This is a genomic window from Gammaproteobacteria bacterium (genome assembly GCA_016200485.1).
Classification (GTDB): Bacteria; Pseudomonadota; Gammaproteobacteria; order Tenderiales; family Tenderiaceae; genus JACQEP01.
Genome location: JACQEP010000004.1, coordinates 326,421 through 344,760 on the forward strand (window position 1 = coordinate 326,421; position 18,340 = coordinate 344,760).

The following is an 18,340-nucleotide window of genomic DNA, read 5'->3' on the forward strand; positions in this document are numbered from 1 at the left end:
GAGTATCAGTGGCGAAACCATTTGTTTCAATTGATAAGCCACTGACAGCACACGCAAAGACATGATTGACTGGCCCGGGGCTTTGCCCGCTTCTGGCATTGACTCAATGCAACTGCATGACTTAACTATAGCTCCCTTAGTGCTACTCAACTTATGGAAATCGGGCGCATATAAAAATATGGATGGACTAAAGCTCCACGGATAATTTGCCGCTACGAAAGAAACATCCTTCGTACAAGCATGATTTTTTCGAAACGATATAGTTTCAATGAGGAGTTTGCCCCCTTCCTCATTTAGGAGAACACCATGGCAATCGTATTAGAGTACGCTGCAATCAGGAGTTTTATTGAAGGTTGTTCCAAACTATATGAAAAATATAACAAAAAGAGACTTACAGCCAAAACTAAAAAGGACCTCCAAAAAATTTTGATGCAATTACTAATGGCCCCCTCAGATCTCAGTACTATAGAGGCTAAGCTTCAAGAGATAAGGGCGGCTGGCATCATTAACGCAGATCTTTTCCACGCCGAAGAGTGGCTGGCCAAACACCAGGCGGGCGAAAAGAAAAAGGCTGCAAAGAGAAAAACTGCAAAGAAAATGGCTCCGAAAAGGAAAGTCGCAAAAAGGAAAACCGCAAAGAAAATGGCCCCGAAGAGGAAAGCTGCAAAGAAGAAGGCTTCAAAGAGGAAAGTCGCAAAAAGATAGACTCGCACAGCCGGAAATACTGGAGAGCTCGAGCCTGTAAACAATTCTGTGTAACCGCCCGGTTGATTAAACATAGTTTTTGAGGCGATCCTCGAAGTCGATCATAAACCGGTTCATGGCCATCTTCCAGTTGTGGATCGGCATCGTCCATTTTTTTGAAGCCTGTTGGATCGCCAAGTACACCACTTTAAACGCCGAGTCGTCATGAGCGAAGATCTTGTGTTTACGCGTAGCGATGCGGATAACGCTGTTCAAGGATTCGATGGCGTTGGTGGTGTAGATGACTTTGCGGATCTCGGGCGGATAGGCAAACAGGGGGTTGAGGGGGGTAATAGCGTAATAGGGGACAGACCACGGTTAATTACAAGAGCCATAGGATGCGGTCGGGTAGCTAAGCGCAGTTACCTGCGCCTAGCCCCCTAAGAACCGTGCATGCGACTTTCACCGCGCACGGCTCAAGCCCCTCAAAGGCATCTGTCGATACCCTAGAGCAATAGGAGAGAGCAATAGAGAGCAATAGGGGACAGACCACTATTATGCATGATGAATGAGATCTGGCACTATGCCGCGATCTGCCGTGTTGTCAATGTGATGCGTCCCTATCTGGAGTTCCTTGTATGAATGACGTGGCCTAATGGAATGATACAGCCCAGTTAAGAGATGGCCCTCAAATCGAGGTTTGCCCCCCTCCCCCGCAATAGCCATGGATCGCCCCAGCCAATACTCCTGATTTACTTTATTTAATAGCCTTAATATGGGCTATAAATTGTATTATATGACATTAATAGCCCTAAAATAGACTATTGATAATAGTCTGTCTTGACTTTTGAAGTCGAATCTATAGAATGGTCATAATTAATGGCTGTTACAGCTATTTATACGGCTTAATAGACCGATTTAGGTATTTTATGGACTTATACTCGCTTTCAGATAAAGGGATAGAAAAAGAGCTGGGCAGGCGTATCAGGGCGCTACGCTTACGAAAGAATGTCACCCAAAAAGAACTGGCTGAGACAACGGCATTATCCCTCAATGTTATCAAGTCGCTTGAATCTGGCAGAGGGAAACTATCAACCCTCATCGCAGTATTAAGAGAGCTTGGGGCGCTGGACCATCTAAATAGCTTCATCCCAGAACCTTCGATCAGCCCCATTCAGTTGGCCAAGATGCACGGCAAGGGGCGTGAAAGAGCATCAGGTGAGCGATTCAAGGATAAAGCCAAGGATAAGGCGGAATGGTGAAAAGGGTTGATACGGCTAAAGTGACATTATGGGGCGACCTCGTCGGCGCCGTCTCATGGTTAGATGATCGCGGCTACGGCGTTTTTGAATATGACAGGGCCTTTTTAAAAAAGGGGCTCGATATCTCCCCCCTCCACATGAGTCTGGATGACGCCAGAAAAGGGGATGGGATTTTCTCGTTTCCTTCTCTGAATAAAAATACATTCCTTGGTTTGCCAGGGCTGCTTGCGGATGCACTGCCTGATAAATTCGGCAACAGCATTATCGATGCCTGGCTGGCACGGCAAAGTCGTGATGGCGCGGGGTTCAGCCCCGTAGAAAGACTGTGCTATATGGGCAAACGCGGAATGGGGGCGCTGGAATTCTCTCCTGCGATTATCGCTAAATACGACAAGTCAGTACCAATTGAGATCACCGAGCTGATCGAGTTGGCACAGGAAATCATGAGTGAACGCAAGGCGCTGAGCGGTAACCTCGGGCGTTCGGAACAAGACAACGCCGATGCCGTGATGGATATTTTGCGCGTTGGCACTTCCGCGGGTGGCGCGCGACCCAAGGCCGTTATCGCCATGGACGACAAAGGGAATGTCCTATCCGGACAGGCTCCGGCGCCAGAGGGATACGATTATTGGATACTCAAATTTGATGGCGTTACCGATCTGGAGTTGGGTGAACCGAGCGGGTACGGCCGTATTGAATATGCTTATTATTTGATGGCACAAGCCGCCGGCATCGATATGACCGAATGCCGGTTGCTGGAAGAAAGCGGACGTGCTCATTTCATGACGAAGCGCTTTGATCGTGTTGATGGCGAAAAGCTTCACATGCAATCACTATGCGGTATAGCACATTATGACTTTAATATGGCGGGAGCATACAGTTATGAGCAGGCATTCGCGGTTATGCGTAGACTTCGCTTGAGCAAGGCGGAAGCCGTTCAGCAATATCGACGGATAGTGTTTAGCATCATTGCGCGCGATCTAGACGATCACACCAAAAATATTTCTTTCTTGATGACTGCGGACGGAAAATGGAAATTATCTCCCGCGTACGATGTCATATATTCACACAACCCGGCCGGCAAGTGGACCAATCAGCATCAAATGACTCTGAACGGTAAACGCGATCATTTTACGAAGGAAGATCTTATCGCCGTGGGTGACTCAATAAGCTTGTCGAAGCCCGATGAGGTTATCCATGACGTGGTAAGTGCGGTTGAAAGATGGCAGGAATTCGCGAAGACAGCGGGCATCAATGATAAAACGATAAAGGAGATTTCACATAATCATAGACTGATGCTAGATTGACGGCGTACTGGTGCCGAGTCGTGATTGGAGTCGACGGTAAAGACTAAAAAAAAGAAGTGGGCCCGATGCATACGACATCCATATTGGATATTGCACTGGACCCTCTTCACAGTGTGTGCAGCTTCGCCTGTCCAAGACGTATGCGGAATTTCCCTTACCTTAAGCCCCTACCCTCACACTTCTACAGATGCCTTTAATATTTACTACGTTACTTCGCGTCAATACTCAAAGAACACGAAGATTTTTCCCTGTTGGAAACAGCCTTTCGTCCATCTTACATCCGAGCCCGAACTGCAACTCTGAACAGCACCATTCCATGGGGAAACTACTTACCGAAAAGATTCAGTTAACTATTAGGAAGCTCTGAGGGAGTCGCCCTGGCTTCACGAACTCATCCGGAATGGTCACGGATAGATCGTTGGGCAGCCGCGATGCGAAACCAAGGTATGGCAAGGCAGGCCCGCATTAATCAATGCAATACTCTAGTGTAGTTATACATTAATGTCAATATGTATAACTGATACTATAAATGATATTGTTTTTGAAAAAAGCTGATAATTAACAATAAGTTAATTATAGAGACTGAATTTAAATATAACCTTAAGCAAGAGTCCCTTTCCTGTTGGTGGTGTATCAAGTTCAAGGTTAGCGCGATGAATAGTCCACGACCACAACCGGAAGCCCACCTTATCACCCAGCACTCGCCCACTCACGCCAGCCACCGAGCAACGGAAAATACAACCCAAGCCGTATGGGGCGCTCATCAAACTGCCGGACCATCGTGGCATAACGATCCAACTGGGCGCGATAACGAAGCATTTCTTGATCGAGAAATTCTTCCACATCACCGCCCTGATGCGAACCCGTCTTATAATCCACAATCCAGCGCACCCCATCTCGATCCACAAAAGTACGGTCAATAATGATATTGACTACCCGATCACGCCATAGACCACTGATGGCCAGCTCATTTCCCATTTCCTGGTGTTGCGACGATAACAGCCATCGTCCTCGTTCATCCCTTAACGCTTTACGCAGACCATTGAGCACTATACTGCCTGTGTCGGCCAGATTTCGCTCAGGTATAGCCATTTGTTTTAATAGGTGAGCGCAATATTGTTCCATGTTTGCCACACGCAACTCGTCCCAATGCTCGGCACCGCCATCACTGGCGACCCGTTGCAGCAGTCGATGCAGGACAATGCCTATGCTCCGCGCCAATTCTCCGGCCCAGAGAAAATCCACACCTTCATTAGTATCAATGATTGGAGACTCCATTATTGCGCCCACACTGAGTGGTAGCACAGGCATCTGCCAATCCATTTTTAAACGCCGCAGAGTAGAGTTCTGGCTGCGAGCCACCTTTGCCTGCTTTTCAGGGACATGATGTTCATATATTGACTGCACCATGGGCCACAACAAATGCAGTAACGAGCTGCGTTGCGGCGGCCGTATTTTGTTATCAGCACCTACCGTTGTATGCCCCAGCAGATGCAACTGTTTACGGGCGCGGGTAATGCTGACATATAACACCCGGCCTGATTCATATCTGGCTTTCTGCTTATCGATGCGTCGAAGATAGGCGTAGGTCGCTTCATGCTCGTCTGCCACGGCGCGTACCGGTGCCAGTAATAACTCACCTTCCTCTGCACCTGCGCGTTCCATCCACATCAGTAGCCGGTTTTCATCAGGCGGAGCCTTGCGACCCAAGCCGGGCATGATGACGGTATCAAATTCCAGGCCTTTTGATTTATGAATCGTCATTAATTGTAACCGGGCATCGGCTTTTACGTCTGGGCGTGCAAAAAGCCGGGACAGCCGTTCATCCAGCACTTCAAAATCACTTAAATCCGCGGCCTGATCAAGCTCATCGAGCAGATCAAAAAATACAGCGGCATCTTCCAGGTCGGTGTCATTTTCCACGCAGCCCGGGGCGCCCAGGGCCAGCCACGCACGCTCTACCGTCGCCCGCAATGTGCGTTGCCGCCGTTGCAGTAACGCCACCTGGAATACGCTTCGCAGCCGCTGTAAACGCTGTTGCCCCACTACCGACAGTGCCTGGCAACGCACCGGATCATTGATATGATCCCAAACAGTGGTTTGTAGATCATTGCCCACCAAGGCATGCAAATCCTGCAATTCCAGACCACACCATGGTGCACGCAGAATCGCCAACCATGAAATGCGGTCTGCGGGATGCAATAAGGCGCAGGTCAAGGAGCGTAAATCCTGGATTACAGGCCGCTCTCCCAATGGTTCGATTTCGACGGCCTGGAAGCGCAACCCTGCCTGCTTCAATGCTGGGACAATCGCGGCCAAATGACTACGCGCGCGCACCAAGATAGCTATGCTGCCTTGTGGGTCTCGTACCTGAGCCTCTCGCACCAGTTCAATGATTTTCTCAGATTCAGCTTCGGCATCATGAGATAAGAATGGATGTATCCGCACGCCGTGCAGATTTAGCACATCACGAAATGCACGAGAATCTGTATAAGTTACGGCGCCCGTGCCGATGTCTTCGTGTTGCGGCAGCACATGACAAAATGTTTGATTGACCCAGTCAACGATGCCGCGCTGCGAACGGAAGTTGACTTGCAAGGTCAATGGCGTTAACGCGACGTGGCCAATCCCCTGGCGCCGGGCGCGCAGGTATAGACCGACCTCTGCTTCACGGAAGCGATAAATCGATTGCATTGGATCACCGACCACAAACAGCGTGCGGCCGTCACCCGCTTGCCAACCTGCGGTAAGACGTTCCAGCAAACCATATTGGCCAAAGGAAGTATCCTGGAATTCATCCAACAGCAGATGGCGAATACGATAATCAAGAGTTAGCGCCAGATCAGTCGGCGCGTCCGCTGCGCCCAAGGCCAGCAAGGCCGATTGCGAAATCTCACTAAAATCCACCTGTCCCTGTTGATTGAACACTACGCGCAGATGCGCTGCCGCCATCACCAGCAGCTCACACAAGGCCTCAACCACTTGCCATTGTTCTTCGTTATAGGCTGGTTCTGGTAAATGACGAATATCATTTAGCCGCTCACCCAAATCAGGAACTGCCGCCAAGACGGCTAATACAGCCTCGGCACGGGCTTTCATATGTTTGAATTGCTCGGCCTCGGTCTGGTCTTTAGTGCTCGATGGTGCGGGAAATCCTAACCGCTTATCCAGACGGCGGCGCCATTCACCATCCTTACTAAGCATCAAGCCCGCAAGCGCCATCCACTGCTCACGCCCTGCGACATCAGTTGCGGGAAGTTCCGTCATCTCCACAAATACGCGTAAAGGATGACCGGTTTCAACATTGGCCGCTGCAAACCGCAATACAGATATTGTCTCTGCCACCAGATCTTCCGGCCACAAACGACGCGCCACAACTAACGCATCGCTAATCGCGCCTTTCAGCGCAGATTCCAAAAGCAACCGCCGCTGAGGTTCGCTACGGAAATTGACGAGATGCCGCAACCATTGATCACGCCGTGCCAGCATACTGACCAGCATCGATTCGGCGAGGCCAATATTATTGTCCAGATGCCGCAGCAAAGTTTCGATGGCGGGCGTCCAATCAGTGCCTTGTTCCAAATCTTCCAGCGTTCGGCGCGCAGCGGCACGATATAACTCCGATGAATCCTCTGCGATGCCCGGCATGGCGCCAAAACCAGAGGTCAATGGCAGCCTGCGCGTCAACCAGGCGCAGAGCGAGTCAATGGTCTGAATGGCGAGCCGTGCGGGATACTGCAACAAATTCCAGCTACAAGTTCGGTCACGCTCGAGCGCAGCGCGCGCCAATTCCCAGGTCTTGAGTGCATGCGGATCATCGGGAGGTGATTCAACCGCCGATTGCAACGCTTCGACAATACGACTGCGCATCTCGCCCGCTGCTTTGCGCGTGAAAGTAATGGCGACAATTTCCTCGGGCCGTTCGGCCTGTGCGAGCAAGGTCAAAAACCGCTGGGTAATCAGCCCTGTTTTGCCCGAGCCAGCAGGCGCCTGGACGATAAAAGATCGCGTCGGATCAAGTGCGGCCTGACGTTGCCGGGCATCAATGACGTCAGTCATTGCTTTCTCCCTCATCGCTGGCGCTTTCTTCTTCTACTCTATAACCTATTTCATTGATCCGGCAGAATGCGGCCAGATCACAATACATGCATGTCTCTGGCCCTTTTTTCGGATCGACACTGGCAACGCCGTGCCGGAATTCAGCCGCCAATCGTTCCAGCACCTGCCGCCATTCCTGCTGTAGCGATTCCCAGTCCGGTTTACCGATATCGTATTTCGTATCGTTGAAGCGCTCGATGCCCGGCGCAACTTCTGCATCACAACTCAAACCGATAAAGCGCTGCTCGCGTGGTGACAGCCAGGCGAAGGCAACCGCCTCTACACTTTCATCATGCGTTACGGCATATAACGGTAACTGTGGCTCATCAGGACGCGTACCGAACCAATCGGCAATCCTGGGTCTGGCGGTTTTGTAGTCGATGATCATGGCACCACCATCCGCCAACCGATCGATGCGATCGGCCTTGACCTCAAACTCCAAACCGGAGATATTCACTTTCCGTTTCTGTTCGGTGGCAACCACATTGAAGGGTGGCCTTTGCGCTTCCTGTTCCAGCCAGCTCAAACTAATATTCACCAATCGCTCTTGCTCCAGTGCAGTGAAGCGGGCGGTAAAAACATGCGGATAATCTTTTGCCTCTACCGCCAACACCTGATCAACCGCGGAAGTTACAAATTCCCGACGCTGCATCACATCAAGCGCCAATAATTGTTGCTGGTCTTGCAGACGCTGCCAGATCAATTCCAAGACACTGTGCAGCAAACTGCCGCGCTCAGCCGCGGACAACCCTGAGGCAGGCACTTCCAACGCCTGCGCCCCCAAGCGGTAACGACCAAAGGCGCGGAACGGACATGCGGCCTGATCGCGAAACACGCCACTACCGCCTGCAACGGCACTGCCTGCTGCCAACGCCGGCCCATTGCTATCAACATAGTGTTCGATAACCGCATTGTTGCGAATCAAGGCGCGATAATCGGCATATTCCGGCAATTGCAACTCGTTCAGCATCACTTCCGGCAAATGCACAAGCAACGGACTCGCCCGTAATTCGCGATCTTGTTCCCGCTGCGGATAACTGACAATCACTTCCGGCGCTGCTGACAACAATCGTGCGGTAACTTTACGTGCAAATTCGAGTTCACGTTCCGCCGAGGCATGCGGCATCGCAAGCCGCCGTTGCAACGATATCGGTAAAAATGGATTGGGTTGCGGCACAGGCGGCCAAACCTCATCATGCAAACCGGCCACCCACACATGATCGAAGTCCAGGCCTGCCGCTTCCAGCAAACCCAGTACTTGAACCGGCTGTTCCGTGGTTTGTGATTGAAAGATCACCGTCTTGGCGGCTTGTTGCAGGCGCGATAACGTTTGCTTCAAAGACAGCTTGCCACTCACCTCATCCAAGGCGGCAAATTGCGCCAGCAACTGTTTCCAGGCGGCAACGGCCTGATACTCGTCACTGTTTAATGAACGCTCCCCCGGCCAGCCCATCGCGCGCAGCATCTGGCTCAATGGCTCAACCCACTGGCTGGGCAATAAGCGATTAGGCTTCGCATCAAGCAGCTGCCGTAACTCGGTCAAATTGCGCGCCAACTGAGGACATGCCCACGCCAGTGACTGGTTTAATGCCGTCGCCATTCGCAACACGGTACGCAATGAGACTAGCGCCTCGCCATGCCGCCGCAGGCGCGCATCGAGCAAGGCCCGACGCGACATTTCGCTCTCGGCCGCCCCGAGATGAGGTGACAGTAACAAGCGCCCCACCGCCTCCAGCGGCATGGTGCCGCTTGCCAGTTCAAGAATCGCCAATGCAGAAGCCACTACCGGTAATTGCTGTAATGCAACTCCCAGCGACACGTTATAGGGCCGGGGCGCCTCTGGCCCCTGCTCCAGCAAGCGTGCCGGGCACAACACTTCGTCGAAAATGGTGAAGAGCCGCGCACGCTGGCCCGCCAAATCCGGAACCACGACCGCAACCCGCCGTTCGCCACGTTCCAACAAGTCACGTACCCATAACGCGGCCTTGCGTAATTCTGCCGCGCTCTCGGCACACGCCACACGGCGCGCCTTGCCGTTGCCGATCTCCGGCACTGCAATCTCCACGGTCACACCCGCCTGCCGCAATGCCCCAATCAAAGCCTGTTGTTGTGGTGTGACATCATCAAATCCAAACCAGATGATCTGCGACGGCAGTGAAATTCGTTTCAGCTTCAGTTCATCGATCAACAATTCAGGCAGCAGTGCAGGATCCAGCCAGCCTTTTTGCACGCAGCGCCGTTCATAGTCGTGAGCCCAATCACAGAAAGCCTGCACATCGGATTGATCCGATGCGGCTAAATCGCGCACATTCAATCGCCACTGCTTTAACGTGCGCCATGCCTGCATGGCACTGTGCACTGTCGCTGAAATGCTCAGCAGATCCTGACCCACTGCCGAATCACGAATCACCGACTCCCATACCACCTCGGCTTGCGCGTCAGTCAACAGCCGGTATCGCACCTGAGCCGGATCGACAAACCCTATCTCATCCCAGCACTGCTCGACCCAGGCTGTCCACAGCAACACCTGCGGCGTCTGCCACACACGCTTGCCCTGGGCTTGCTGCTGATCGGCATAATGCTGACGGACGTGACGCGCCAAACGGCGGTTGACGGTGAGTACCGTCGCCCCAGTTTCCAGCGCGTTAATTAACAGCGATGACATTGCCCTATCTCTACCTGCAGACAAAGTATCTAGACCTGAAACACATATCGTGTAAAAATCAAAGACATATTCGTTAAGCCTATCAGGAATTTGCGATTTTCGCCCAGATCATGAGCCACCTCCGCGCTTTGTTTGCCCTGCTGTTGCTATTCTCGCCATTCCCAACATTGGCGGCCAGCGGCGAAGCTACACTCGACCTGACCAATACCGGCTATGGTCTCATCGCCCTGATTTTGTTTGTCATCGCCTATGCCCTGGTCATCGGCGAAGAGTTCCTGCACCTGCGCAAATCCAAACCGGTCATCGTCGCTGCGGGCCTGATCTGGTTTCTGGTCGCCATTGCTTATGCCGTGAGCGGAGACACGCACACTGCCGCCGAGGCCGTACGCCATAACTTACTTGAATATGGCGAGTTGCTGCTGTTCCTGATTGCGGCCATGACTTACATTAATGTGCTCGAAGAACGCAACATGTTCGCCGCGCTACGCACCTGGTTGATTGCCTCCGGTTATTCGTTACGCACCATTTTCTGGCTCACCGGCCTATTGGCATTCTTCATCTCGCCAGTGGCCGATAATCTGACCACCGCCTTGTTGATGGGCGCGGTGGCTGTTGCCGTCGGCGCCGGACAACCCACATTTATAGTCGTATCGTGCATCAGCATTGTCGTTGCCGCCAATGCCGGCGGTGCCTTCAGTCCGTTTGGCGACATCACCACGCTGATGGTCTGGCAAAAAGGCGTTGTCACTTTTACCGAGTTTTTTGATCTTTTCCTGCCATCTCTGATCAACTGGCTGGTCCCGGCGTTATTCATGTCATTTGCCGTCCCCAAGACCCGGCCGACAGCCGCATCAGAAGGTGTTGAAATCAAAAAGGGTGGATTCGTGGTTCTTGCCTTATTCCTGCTGACCATTACTCTGGCCGTCACCAGTCACATGTTCCTGCATCTGCCGCCGGTGATGGGCATGATGACCGGCCTCGGCTTGCTCAAGCTCTACGGTTACCGTCTTCGTCATCACGACAAAAAACCGGGCAATTCCTACACCACTGGCCCCGAGGTTGCAGGATTACAGATCAATCTCGACGACCCGGAATTTCAAAAGCATTTCAAACCCCGGCATCGTCCGTTCGATATTTTCATCAGCATCAAACGGGTCGAATGGGACACCCTGATGTTTTTCTATGGTGTGATCCTGTGTGTCGGCGGCCTGGGCACAATTGGCTATCTGGCCCTGCTTTCCAATACATTTTATGGAGAACTTGGACCGACATGGGCCAACATCCTGATTGGCATATTGTCGGCGATAGTCGACAACATCCCAGTGATGTACGCCGTACTGACCATGAATCCCGAGATGTCTCACGGACAGTGGTTATTGGTAACGCTCACGGCAGGGGTAGGTGGTTCGCTGCTCTCAATCGGCTCAGCCGCTGGCGTTGGTTTAATGGGTCAAGCACGCGGCATCTACACCTTCTTTGCCCATCTGAAATGGGCTTGGGCCATCGCTCTCGGCTATGCCGCCAGCATCTGGGTGCATCTATGGCTCAATGCAGACTTAATGAATGTTTATAAGTGAAGCAACACCAGCTCGTATTTAATCAATACGACATAAAAGACCAGCAAGAAATACAAGAAATGGCTGACGCGCGCCCGACCGAACAGAATAAAGTTCTTGTGCGCGATGAGAATCATCAGCCCCAGCCCCGTCAAGACAAACTTGGCGGTGATAAATAACATCACATCCCGCTCAATCAGCAGCTGCATGAAGGGATTTACCTCAGTGGCAATCCCGGAACTGATTAAATTCAGCGTCATCGCCGCATCGACACAGCACAACAGCGCGATGCTGAACGTGATCATCATCCAGCGCCAGTCATAACGATCGACATACGCATTGACAGCATCTTCGGCACGGCGAAAATATGCCCGCTGCCCGCGTAACGTAAACACCGGACGATACATGCGTTGGTAACGTCGATCATTAGCTGATCGGCGGTCTATTCCAGGCCTGCCAAAGGATTCGGATTCTTGCATTATTAATTCTCCCTGACCCAGAACATTTTCTCCATGGAATGCGGCCCGCTATATCCCATGTTTATTATGGTCATTAGTTTATTCGATTCCTAAACACTTGCCTAGCCTCTTGAAATACATTAAAAAAACATAACATGCTGTTTTTAATAACTATTTTATATAGCCCCTGGTTAACACCCGCTAATTATTGCTGATACAGTCTCCGGTAAGCCGTAACTCGCTCAAGGAAGTGCCGTTGTCCTGCCGCATCCTGCAATGCCTGCTCATCGACCATCGGCAATAAAGGGTGACACCGCAACCACTCTGCGGCATAAATGCCTGCCCCTTTACCCGCCGGCACAATCGGCACATCATGCAACCCACAGCTTGGTGACCGGCTTTTGAAAATATAACCATCAATAGTCGACCACAGTTGCACCTGCTGCCGGGCATACACCTGCAACGCCACAGTGAAATCCTGTTCGGTATCTACCACCCCGCGCGCCTGAATCGCGTCGCCTTCACGCCGCAATTGAATCGGTGGTCTCGGCACGCCCAAACCAATGCCTACCTCAGGACAAATCGCAATCACTTCACATTGCTTCGCCAATTGCTCGACGATAAATGCATGCCGCTTATGCCCGCCGCCATAACGCACTGATTCCCCAAGCAAACATGCGCTGACTGCGATGCGTAATCTATTGTTATTTTTCATACCTTGCTGCATATTTCAATTAAACTATAGTTGATGTTTTTACTAAAAAAAAGCGTATTTTTGCCGATACAAGGATTATCATGAGCTTACTCCCACGCACCACAACCGCACTCTTTTTCGGGCTAGGATTGTTATTAAATGCCAGCCAGGCTGTTACCGCAGCCGCCGCGCCAGTGACCGAAAATGCTGCGTTCTCAGACAAGGCGCTCATTCAACAACGCGCCCTGTTCACCTCGGCCCGCGATGCATTGGCGCGCAATCAGATGCCGGCCTATCGCAAGCTTCTGTCTCAGTTACAGGATTATCCGCTATATCCCTATTTGCTGGCTGCGGAACTGCAAAAACGCCTGCCCCAGGCCTCCAATACCGAAATCCGCGATTTTATCGATAAATATCAAGATTCCTATGTCGGCGCCAGATTACGTTACGATTGGTTACAAACCCTGGCGCAGCGTGAACAATGGAAGACTTATCTCAGTTTTTATGATCCGCAATCCGAAGCCGCAGACCTTGAGTGTTATGCCCGCCGCGCCCAATACAAACTCGGCAATCGTGAAGAGGCCTTCAAAGATCTCGATGCCCTATGGCTCGCCAACCGCTCCCTGCCGCGCGAGTGTGACCCGTTGTTTGCTGCCTGGCGCGAAACCGGCGCCCTCACCGACGAGCTGCTCTGGGATCGTGTCCGTCTGGCGATGTCAAAAAATCAGGCTTATCTTGCCCATTACCTTGAACGCTTTCTGAAACCCGAGGATCGCGAATGGATTGCGCTCTGGCGCGAGATGCATCGCGCCCCCGATGCCACGCTTGATGCCCCCAAGTTAAAAACAAATTCGCCGATTGCGCGCGCCATCCTGATCCACGGCATCAAACGGCTGGCCAAACAAAACCCGACCAAGGCCGGTGAAACCTGGGATCGCCTGGTCATGGATCATGCCTTTACGCCGGATGAAGTGAATGATGCCGAAGCCAGCATTGCCGTCGCCCTTGCCCGCAATAACGCGCCTGAAGCGATGCGTTGGCTGGCCAACCTAAAATCTGGCAATGACAATAGCGATGTCCGCCTGTGGCGCGTACTTACTGCGGTCAACCAGGACGCCTGGAACGACGTCATTTTCTGGATTGACCAAATGACACCCAAGGAACAGCAATCTTCGCGCTGGCGTTACTGGCGCGCCCGTGCCTACGATGAAATTGCAGACAAAGAACGCGCCCAACGGGTTTACCGTGAAGTGGCCAAGACACGCGATTTCTATGGCTTCATGGCCGCGGATCGCATTACGGTTCCTTACCAATTTGAAGACAAACCGCTCAACTATAGCCCGGCTGAACTCGCGGCATTCGAAAACACGCCTCCGGTACTGATCGCACGCGAACTCTATTTCATCGGTGACATCAACAACGCCCGCCGTGAATGGAACTACATCACCCGCAACATGGATGAAGCGCAGTTAATGAAGGCGGCAAAACTCGCCCATAGCTGGGGCTGGCATGATCGCGCCATCCTGACCTTGAACAAAACCGAATTTCGGGATGATCTGGAATTACGTTTTCCGCTGGAACACAGGGAGAATGTGGCGGAATTTTCATCGAATCAATCTATTGATCCCTCCTGGGCCTACGCCATTATTCGGCAGGAAAGCGCTTTTACTGTGGATGCCCGATCCCCTGTCGGTGCCATGGGCCTGATGCAAATCATGCCCCGCACCGGCAAAAATATCGCACGCGATCTCGATACCCGGCTCAACAATAGCAACCAATTGCTTGAAGCGCGCACCAACATTCGTTTCGGTGTCAGCTATCTGCGCAAGGTGCTTAACCGCTTTGGCCAGAACATGGTATTGGCGACCGCCGCCTATAACGCGGGTCCACAACGCGTCGCCAGCTGGCTACCTAAGGAACAGAATTTACCGCCGGATCGCTGGGTGGAGAATATTCCTTTTGCCGAAACACAAAACTATGTACGACAGGTCATGGCCTTTACCGTAATTTACGATCAACGCATGGATCGTTCCAACCGCCCGCAACTAACCCAACGTATGCCATTGATTGTTCCGGATAACAGCAAGACCCGAAAAGAACTGTATTAGCGGGTAGGGGCGATTCATGAATCGCCCCTACGGGTATCGCACCCTGCACATTTTTCAACAGTTTGCGGGTCACATAAAGAAAAAGGCCCGGATCTTTCGACCCGGGCCTTTTCAAAAACCGGTAGGCTAACGTTAAGCCACCATTTCCTTCACCTTTTTCAGAGGCAGAATTTTAACAGCCGTGCGGGCTGGCTTGGCCTTGAACATGGTCTCTTCGCCAGTGAACGGGTTGATACCCTTGCGCGCCTTGGTGGCCTTCTTGTGAATGGTCTTGATCTTCATCAGACCGGGAACAGTAAAATTGCCCACTGCGCCCTTCTTGATATGAGCCTCAATCACTTCGGCCAGGCATTCCATCACCGAGCTCACACTCTTCTTGGCAACACCCGTCTGCTCGGCGATGGTCGCCAATACTTCTGACTTGGTGTAAGCCTTTCTGGTTGCCGTCAGCTTACGTGCCTTTGGTGCTGCCGCAGCGACCTTCTTGCTGCTCGCAGACTTCTTTGTCGCAGACTTCGCAGTAGCTTTCTTTTTCGCCTTTTTCATTTCGTTAATAACCCCTGTGGTTGTTGACGTCACTTAGTTTTACAACAAGTTTTTTGATAAAGCAAAAGTTTTTCCGTGTTTTTCAAGCCATCCGAACTGGCCGACTGCAAATTCCTGCTATTTTTTACCACTCCGCAAATAAAAATGCACTACCTGGAGACAACTTTTTTGCTTTTTTCCGCTTTCGAGGCCTATTTTTATGGTGTTTGATCACCCTTCATCTCAGTATAGACATCGTGCTAGACTTAATTTCTATGAAAAACAAGCCCGTTTTTTCGCTATTGGCGATCATTATGGTGACACTGGCAACAATAGCATACCTCTATGATCGGGAGCCCGCACCCCTGGAATTTACGGATATCAAGGGGGTTCCCGTGTATTCACCGCCCGATCCGCTGCCATCGGTGACACTCATTGATCACAACGGCAAACCCTTTACCAGCGCCCAATTCAAGGACCGATGGAGCGTCCTTGCCTTCGGCTACACCCATTGCCCGGATGTCTGCCCAACGACACTTGCCACACTCAACAGCACCTGGAAACAACTTGAACAACAATCGGCAACAGATGGGCTTCGTTTCTATTTCGTCAGTCTGGATCCACAGCGGGACGATCCGGCGACCATCAAGGCCTACATCAATCATTTCAATCCAAATTTCACTGGTTTAACGGCCGAGGTAAATACGCTCAATGAATTTACACAGCCCATCGGGGTCATATTTGAGTATGAGGGTGATATCGCTGGCGGTTTTTACGGTGTGAATCATTATTCGGCGCTGGTCGTCGTCGACCCGCAGGCACGGATGCGGGCGCATATTTTGCCACCCTTTTCTGCAGACAAGATCAGCCGCGTCCTGAAACAGCTGCGCGATTATTATGGGAAATAATACGAGAGGTCATACATGTCGAGACGAATAAACCGTTACATGCTCGCTATCGGATTTGGCCTGGCAAGCGCATCGCTGGTATTTGCCGGCGACATCACGGTCGAAGATGCGTGGGTACGTAGTGGACCACCCGGGGCAAGCGTGCTCGGAGGCTATCTGACGATCCAAAATAACAGCAACAAAAAGGTTACGCTTACGAGCATCAGTAGCGATATTGCGGAAAACACGGAGATCCATCAAACCACACAACACAATGGCATGTCACGGATGCAACCCATCAACCAGTTGGAAATCCCCAGTCATGGTCAGTTGAAGTTTGAACCAGGCGGCTATCACTTGATGCTGATCAAGCCCACGCATTCCCTGCAGCCTGGGGATCCGGTCAATTTCACGTTGACCTTTGCTGGCAATCTTCAGCACAGCGTGCGCGCCACAGTGCGCGACGCAACCACTGAGCCTGCGGCACATGACATGACCCAGCACCATCATTAACAACATCACGAAAACGAACAGCAGGGGCGATTCATGAATCGCCCCTGCCTGCAGAAACAAAACAGCCCACCGAAGTGGGCTGTTTTGTTGAAGATGGTGGGTCGTGAGAGATTCGAACTCTCGACCAACGGATTAAAAGTCCGCTGCTCTACCGGCTGAGCTAACGACCCGGCGAAAGGCGGCCATTTTAGCCTAAAGAGTCCTAATGTCCAAGCTGAAATCAGGACAATTTCTGATATCGCGTCGGGTCCGGTACACCAGCGGCGGCAAAGCCGGCGGCACGCAGACGGCACGAGTCACAAACACCGCAGGCACGGCCTTCCGCATCGGCCTCATAACAGGAAACGGTGATGCCATAGTCGACGCCCAGCGCCAATCCGCGCTGAATAATCTGGGCCTTGGTGAGTTGAATCAACGGTGTGAGGATCTTGAAGTGTCCACCTTCGACACCCGTTTTGGTCGCCAGATTGGCGAGCCGCTCGAAAGCCGCAATAAACTCAGGACGGCAATCCGGATAGCCTGAATAATCTACGGCGTTGACACCGATCACAATCGACTCAGCGCCGATGACCTCGGCCCAACCCAAGGCCAATGCGAGAAAGACTGTATTGCGCGCGGGCACGTAGGTGACGGGGATCCCGCCGGTTAATTCATGCGGCACATCAATCGCGGCATCCGTCAGCGCTGAACCGCCGATTTCGCGCATATCGATGCGGACGACCTTGTGCTCGATCGCCCCCAGTTGCTGCGCCACCCGCCGCGCGGCCACCAGTTCGGACACATGCCGCTGGCCATAATTGAAACTGAGACAATAGCAGGCGTAACCCTGGGCGCGCGCCTCGGCCAAGCAGGTCGCCGAATCCAAGCCGCCGGAAACCAGCACCACGGCCTTGGGTGATGTGTCAGTGACCTGGCTCATTGCCCCACAACAACTTATGCAGTTGCAATTGAAAACGGACCGGCAAGCGATCGGCAAGAATCCACTCCGCCAGTTCACGCGATGCGACCTGACCATGGCTCGGTGACATCAGCACTTCACAGCGATCGGCCAGTTCGTGATAGACCATGATCTCCCGCGCCCAGAGATAATCGTTGCGATCACAGATCACAAACTTCACCTGATCCTGCTGCGTCAGAACAGCGATATTCTCAAAGAGATTGCGCGACTGCTCGCCTGAGCCCGGCGTCTTCAGATCCATTACCTTAATCACGCGCGGATCGACTTTTTCCACATCCAGCGCGCCGCTGGTTTCCAGCGAAACACTGTACCCGGCATCACAAAGTCGTGTCAGCAACTCAAGACAGGCGGGTTGCGCCAGCGGTTCACCGCCGGTGACACAGACATGACGGCACTCATATTCGACGACACACGTCAGAATCTGTTCCAGAGTCTGCCACTGACCGCCCTGGAAGGCGTAGGAGGTGTCGCAATACCGGCATCTGAGCGGACAACCCGTAAGACGAATAAACACCGTAGGCAAGCCCACAGTGCGTGACTCGCCTTGCAGCGAGTGAAAAATTTCGGTAATGCGCAAACGTGGCGCTGGGGAGGATTCAGAGTCAATCATCACGATCACTAATTA

At 52.2% G+C, this 18,340-nt stretch carries 13 protein-coding genes, 1 tRNA gene and 2 pseudogenes; 7 read left to right on the top strand and 9 right to left on the bottom strand.

Going from position 1 to position 18,340, the window contains the following annotated elements:
* Positions 1 to 561 precede the first annotated feature (561 nt).
* Positions 562 to 705, top strand: a pseudogene (locus tag HY272_02200) (histidine biosynthesis protein HisIE).
* Positions 706 to 771: 66 nt separating this feature from the next.
* Here the strand turns inward: HY272_02200 and HY272_02205 are convergent.
* Positions 772 to 1,017, bottom strand: a pseudogene (locus tag HY272_02205) (transposase).
* Between the two features lie 596 nt (positions 1,018 to 1,613).
* On the opposite strand from HY272_02205, the gene HY272_02210 reads away from it, so the two are divergent.
* Both HY272_02210 and HY272_02215 read left to right on the top strand, forming a co-directional pair.
* On the top strand, positions 1,614 to 1,946 hold the full coding sequence (locus HY272_02210) for a helix-turn-helix domain-containing protein (GenBank protein MBI3771504.1): 333 nt from the start codon (positions 1,614 to 1,616) through the stop codon (positions 1,944 to 1,946).
* Positions 1,940 to 3,253, top strand: coding sequence for a type II toxin-antitoxin system HipA family toxin (locus tag HY272_02215; protein ID MBI3771505.1), 1,314 nt, complete (start codon positions 1,940 to 1,942; stop codon positions 3,251 to 3,253). Before HY272_02210 ends, HY272_02215 begins: the two co-directional genes overlap by 7 nt.
* 690 nt (positions 3,254 to 3,943) lie before the next feature.
* On the opposite strand, the gene HY272_02220 is transcribed toward HY272_02215, so the two are convergent.
* Both HY272_02220 and HY272_02225 read right to left on the bottom strand, forming a co-directional pair.
* The gene (locus tag HY272_02220; GenBank protein MBI3771506.1) at positions 3,944 to 7,312 is read right to left on the bottom strand and encodes a UvrD-helicase domain-containing protein; all 3,369 of its coding nucleotides are present in this window, start codon (positions 7,310 to 7,312) and stop codon (positions 3,944 to 3,946) included.
* Positions 7,305 to 10,016: a PD-(D/E)XK nuclease family protein gene (locus tag HY272_02225; GenBank protein ID MBI3771507.1), complete on the bottom strand. Its 2,712-nt coding sequence runs from the start codon at positions 10,014 to 10,016 to the stop codon at positions 7,305 to 7,307. The genes HY272_02220 and HY272_02225 overlap by 8 nt, the downstream gene beginning before the upstream one ends.
* A 110-nt stretch (positions 10,017 to 10,126) precedes the next feature.
* Here HY272_02225 and nhaD point away from each other — a divergent pair, with 110 nt between their 5' ends.
* On the top strand, positions 10,127 to 11,593 hold the full coding sequence (gene nhaD, locus HY272_02230; protein MBI3771508.1) for a sodium:proton antiporter NhaD: 1,467 nt from the start codon (positions 10,127 to 10,129) through the stop codon (positions 11,591 to 11,593).
* On the opposite strand, the gene HY272_02235 is transcribed toward nhaD, so the two are convergent.
* Together HY272_02235 and HY272_02240 are read right to left on the bottom strand one after the other, a co-directional pair.
* Complete coding sequence (locus HY272_02235; GenBank protein ID MBI3771509.1) at positions 11,584 to 12,051, bottom strand: hypothetical protein; 468 nt, start codon at positions 12,049 to 12,051, stop codon at positions 11,584 to 11,586. The two genes, nhaD and HY272_02235, sit on opposite strands and share 10 nt — an antisense overlap.
* Positions 12,052 to 12,235: 184 nt before the next feature.
* The gene (locus HY272_02240; protein ID MBI3771510.1) at positions 12,236 to 12,745 is read right to left on the bottom strand and encodes a DUF523 domain-containing protein; all 510 of its coding nucleotides are present in this window, start codon (positions 12,743 to 12,745) and stop codon (positions 12,236 to 12,238) included.
* A gap of 80 nt (positions 12,746 to 12,825) precedes the next feature.
* On the opposite strand from HY272_02240, the gene HY272_02245 reads away from it, so the two are divergent.
* Positions 12,826 to 14,832, top strand: a complete 2,007-nt coding sequence (locus tag HY272_02245; protein MBI3771511.1) for a transglycosylase SLT domain-containing protein — start codon at positions 12,826 to 12,828, stop codon at positions 14,830 to 14,832.
* A 132-nt stretch (positions 14,833 to 14,964) separates the two neighbouring features.
* Here HY272_02245 and HY272_02250 read toward each other — a convergent pair whose 3' ends face one another.
* Positions 14,965 to 15,378, bottom strand: coding sequence for an HU family DNA-binding protein (locus HY272_02250; protein ID MBI3771512.1), 414 nt, complete (start codon positions 15,376 to 15,378; stop codon positions 14,965 to 14,967).
* A 254-nt stretch (positions 15,379 to 15,632) separates the two neighbouring features.
* Here HY272_02250 and HY272_02255 point away from each other — a divergent pair, with 254 nt between their 5' ends.
* Positions 15,633 to 16,265: an SCO family protein gene (locus tag HY272_02255; GenBank protein MBI3771513.1), complete on the top strand. Its 633-nt coding sequence runs from the start codon at positions 15,633 to 15,635 to the stop codon at positions 16,263 to 16,265.
* A gap of 15 nt (positions 16,266 to 16,280) precedes the next feature.
* Positions 16,281 to 16,757, top strand: a complete 477-nt coding sequence (locus HY272_02260; protein MBI3771514.1) for a copper chaperone PCu(A)C — start codon at positions 16,281 to 16,283, stop codon at positions 16,755 to 16,757.
* 94 nt (positions 16,758 to 16,851) lie between these two features.
* Here HY272_02260 and HY272_02265 read toward each other — a convergent pair.
* The 3 genes from HY272_02265 to queE all read right to left on the bottom strand — a co-directional run bounded on the left by HY272_02265 (position 16,852) and on the right by queE (position 18,325).
* A tRNA-Lys gene (locus HY272_02265) sits at positions 16,852 to 16,927 on the bottom strand.
* Positions 16,928 to 16,977: 50 nt separating this feature from the next.
* The gene (gene queC, locus HY272_02270; protein MBI3771515.1) at positions 16,978 to 17,676 is read right to left on the bottom strand and encodes a 7-cyano-7-deazaguanine synthase QueC; all 699 of its coding nucleotides are present in this window, start codon (positions 17,674 to 17,676) and stop codon (positions 16,978 to 16,980) included.
* Entirely contained in the window at positions 17,660 to 18,325 is a 666-nt protein-coding gene (gene queE / locus HY272_02275; GenBank protein ID MBI3771516.1) for a 7-carboxy-7-deazaguanine synthase QueE, read from the bottom strand. The genes queC and queE overlap by 17 nt, the downstream gene beginning before the upstream one ends.
* Between the last annotated feature and the right edge of the window lie 15 nt (positions 18,326 to 18,340).

Excerpts from the sequence above, each read along its gene's own strand:
- HY272_02210 (MBI3771504.1), top strand. The coding sequence starts at position 1,614 with ATGGACTTATACTCGCTTTCAGATAAAGGGATAGAAAAAGAGCTGGGC.
- HY272_02215 (MBI3771505.1), top strand. The coding sequence starts at position 1,940 with ATGGTGAAAAGGGTTGATACGGCTAAAGTGACATTATGGGGCGACCTC.
- HY272_02220 (MBI3771506.1), bottom strand. The coding sequence starts at position 7,312 with ATGACTGACGTCATTGATGCCCGGCAACGTCAGGCCGCACTTGATCCG.
- HY272_02225 (MBI3771507.1), bottom strand. The coding sequence starts at position 10,016 with ATGTCATCGCTGTTAATTAACGCGCTGGAAACTGGGGCGACGGTACTC.
- nhaD (MBI3771508.1), top strand. The coding sequence starts at position 10,127 with ATGAGCCACCTCCGCGCTTTGTTTGCCCTGCTGTTGCTATTCTCGCCA.
- HY272_02235 (MBI3771509.1), bottom strand. The coding sequence starts at position 12,051 with ATGCAAGAATCCGAATCCTTTGGCAGGCCTGGAATAGACCGCCGATCA.
- HY272_02240 (MBI3771510.1), bottom strand. The coding sequence starts at position 12,745 with ATGAAAAATAACAATAGATTACGCATCGCAGTCAGCGCATGTTTGCTT.
- HY272_02245 (MBI3771511.1), top strand. The coding sequence starts at position 12,826 with ATGAGCTTACTCCCACGCACCACAACCGCACTCTTTTTCGGGCTAGGA.
- HY272_02250 (MBI3771512.1), bottom strand. The coding sequence starts at position 15,378 with ATGAAAAAGGCGAAAAAGAAAGCTACTGCGAAGTCTGCGACAAAGAAG.
- HY272_02255 (MBI3771513.1), top strand. The coding sequence starts at position 15,633 with ATGAAAAACAAGCCCGTTTTTTCGCTATTGGCGATCATTATGGTGACA.
- HY272_02260 (MBI3771514.1), top strand. The coding sequence starts at position 16,281 with ATGTCGAGACGAATAAACCGTTACATGCTCGCTATCGGATTTGGCCTG.
- queC (MBI3771515.1), bottom strand. The coding sequence starts at position 17,676 with ATGAGCCAGGTCACTGACACATCACCCAAGGCCGTGGTGCTGGTTTCC.
- queE (MBI3771516.1), bottom strand. The coding sequence starts at position 18,325 with ATGATTGACTCTGAATCCTCCCCAGCGCCACGTTTGCGCATTACCGAA.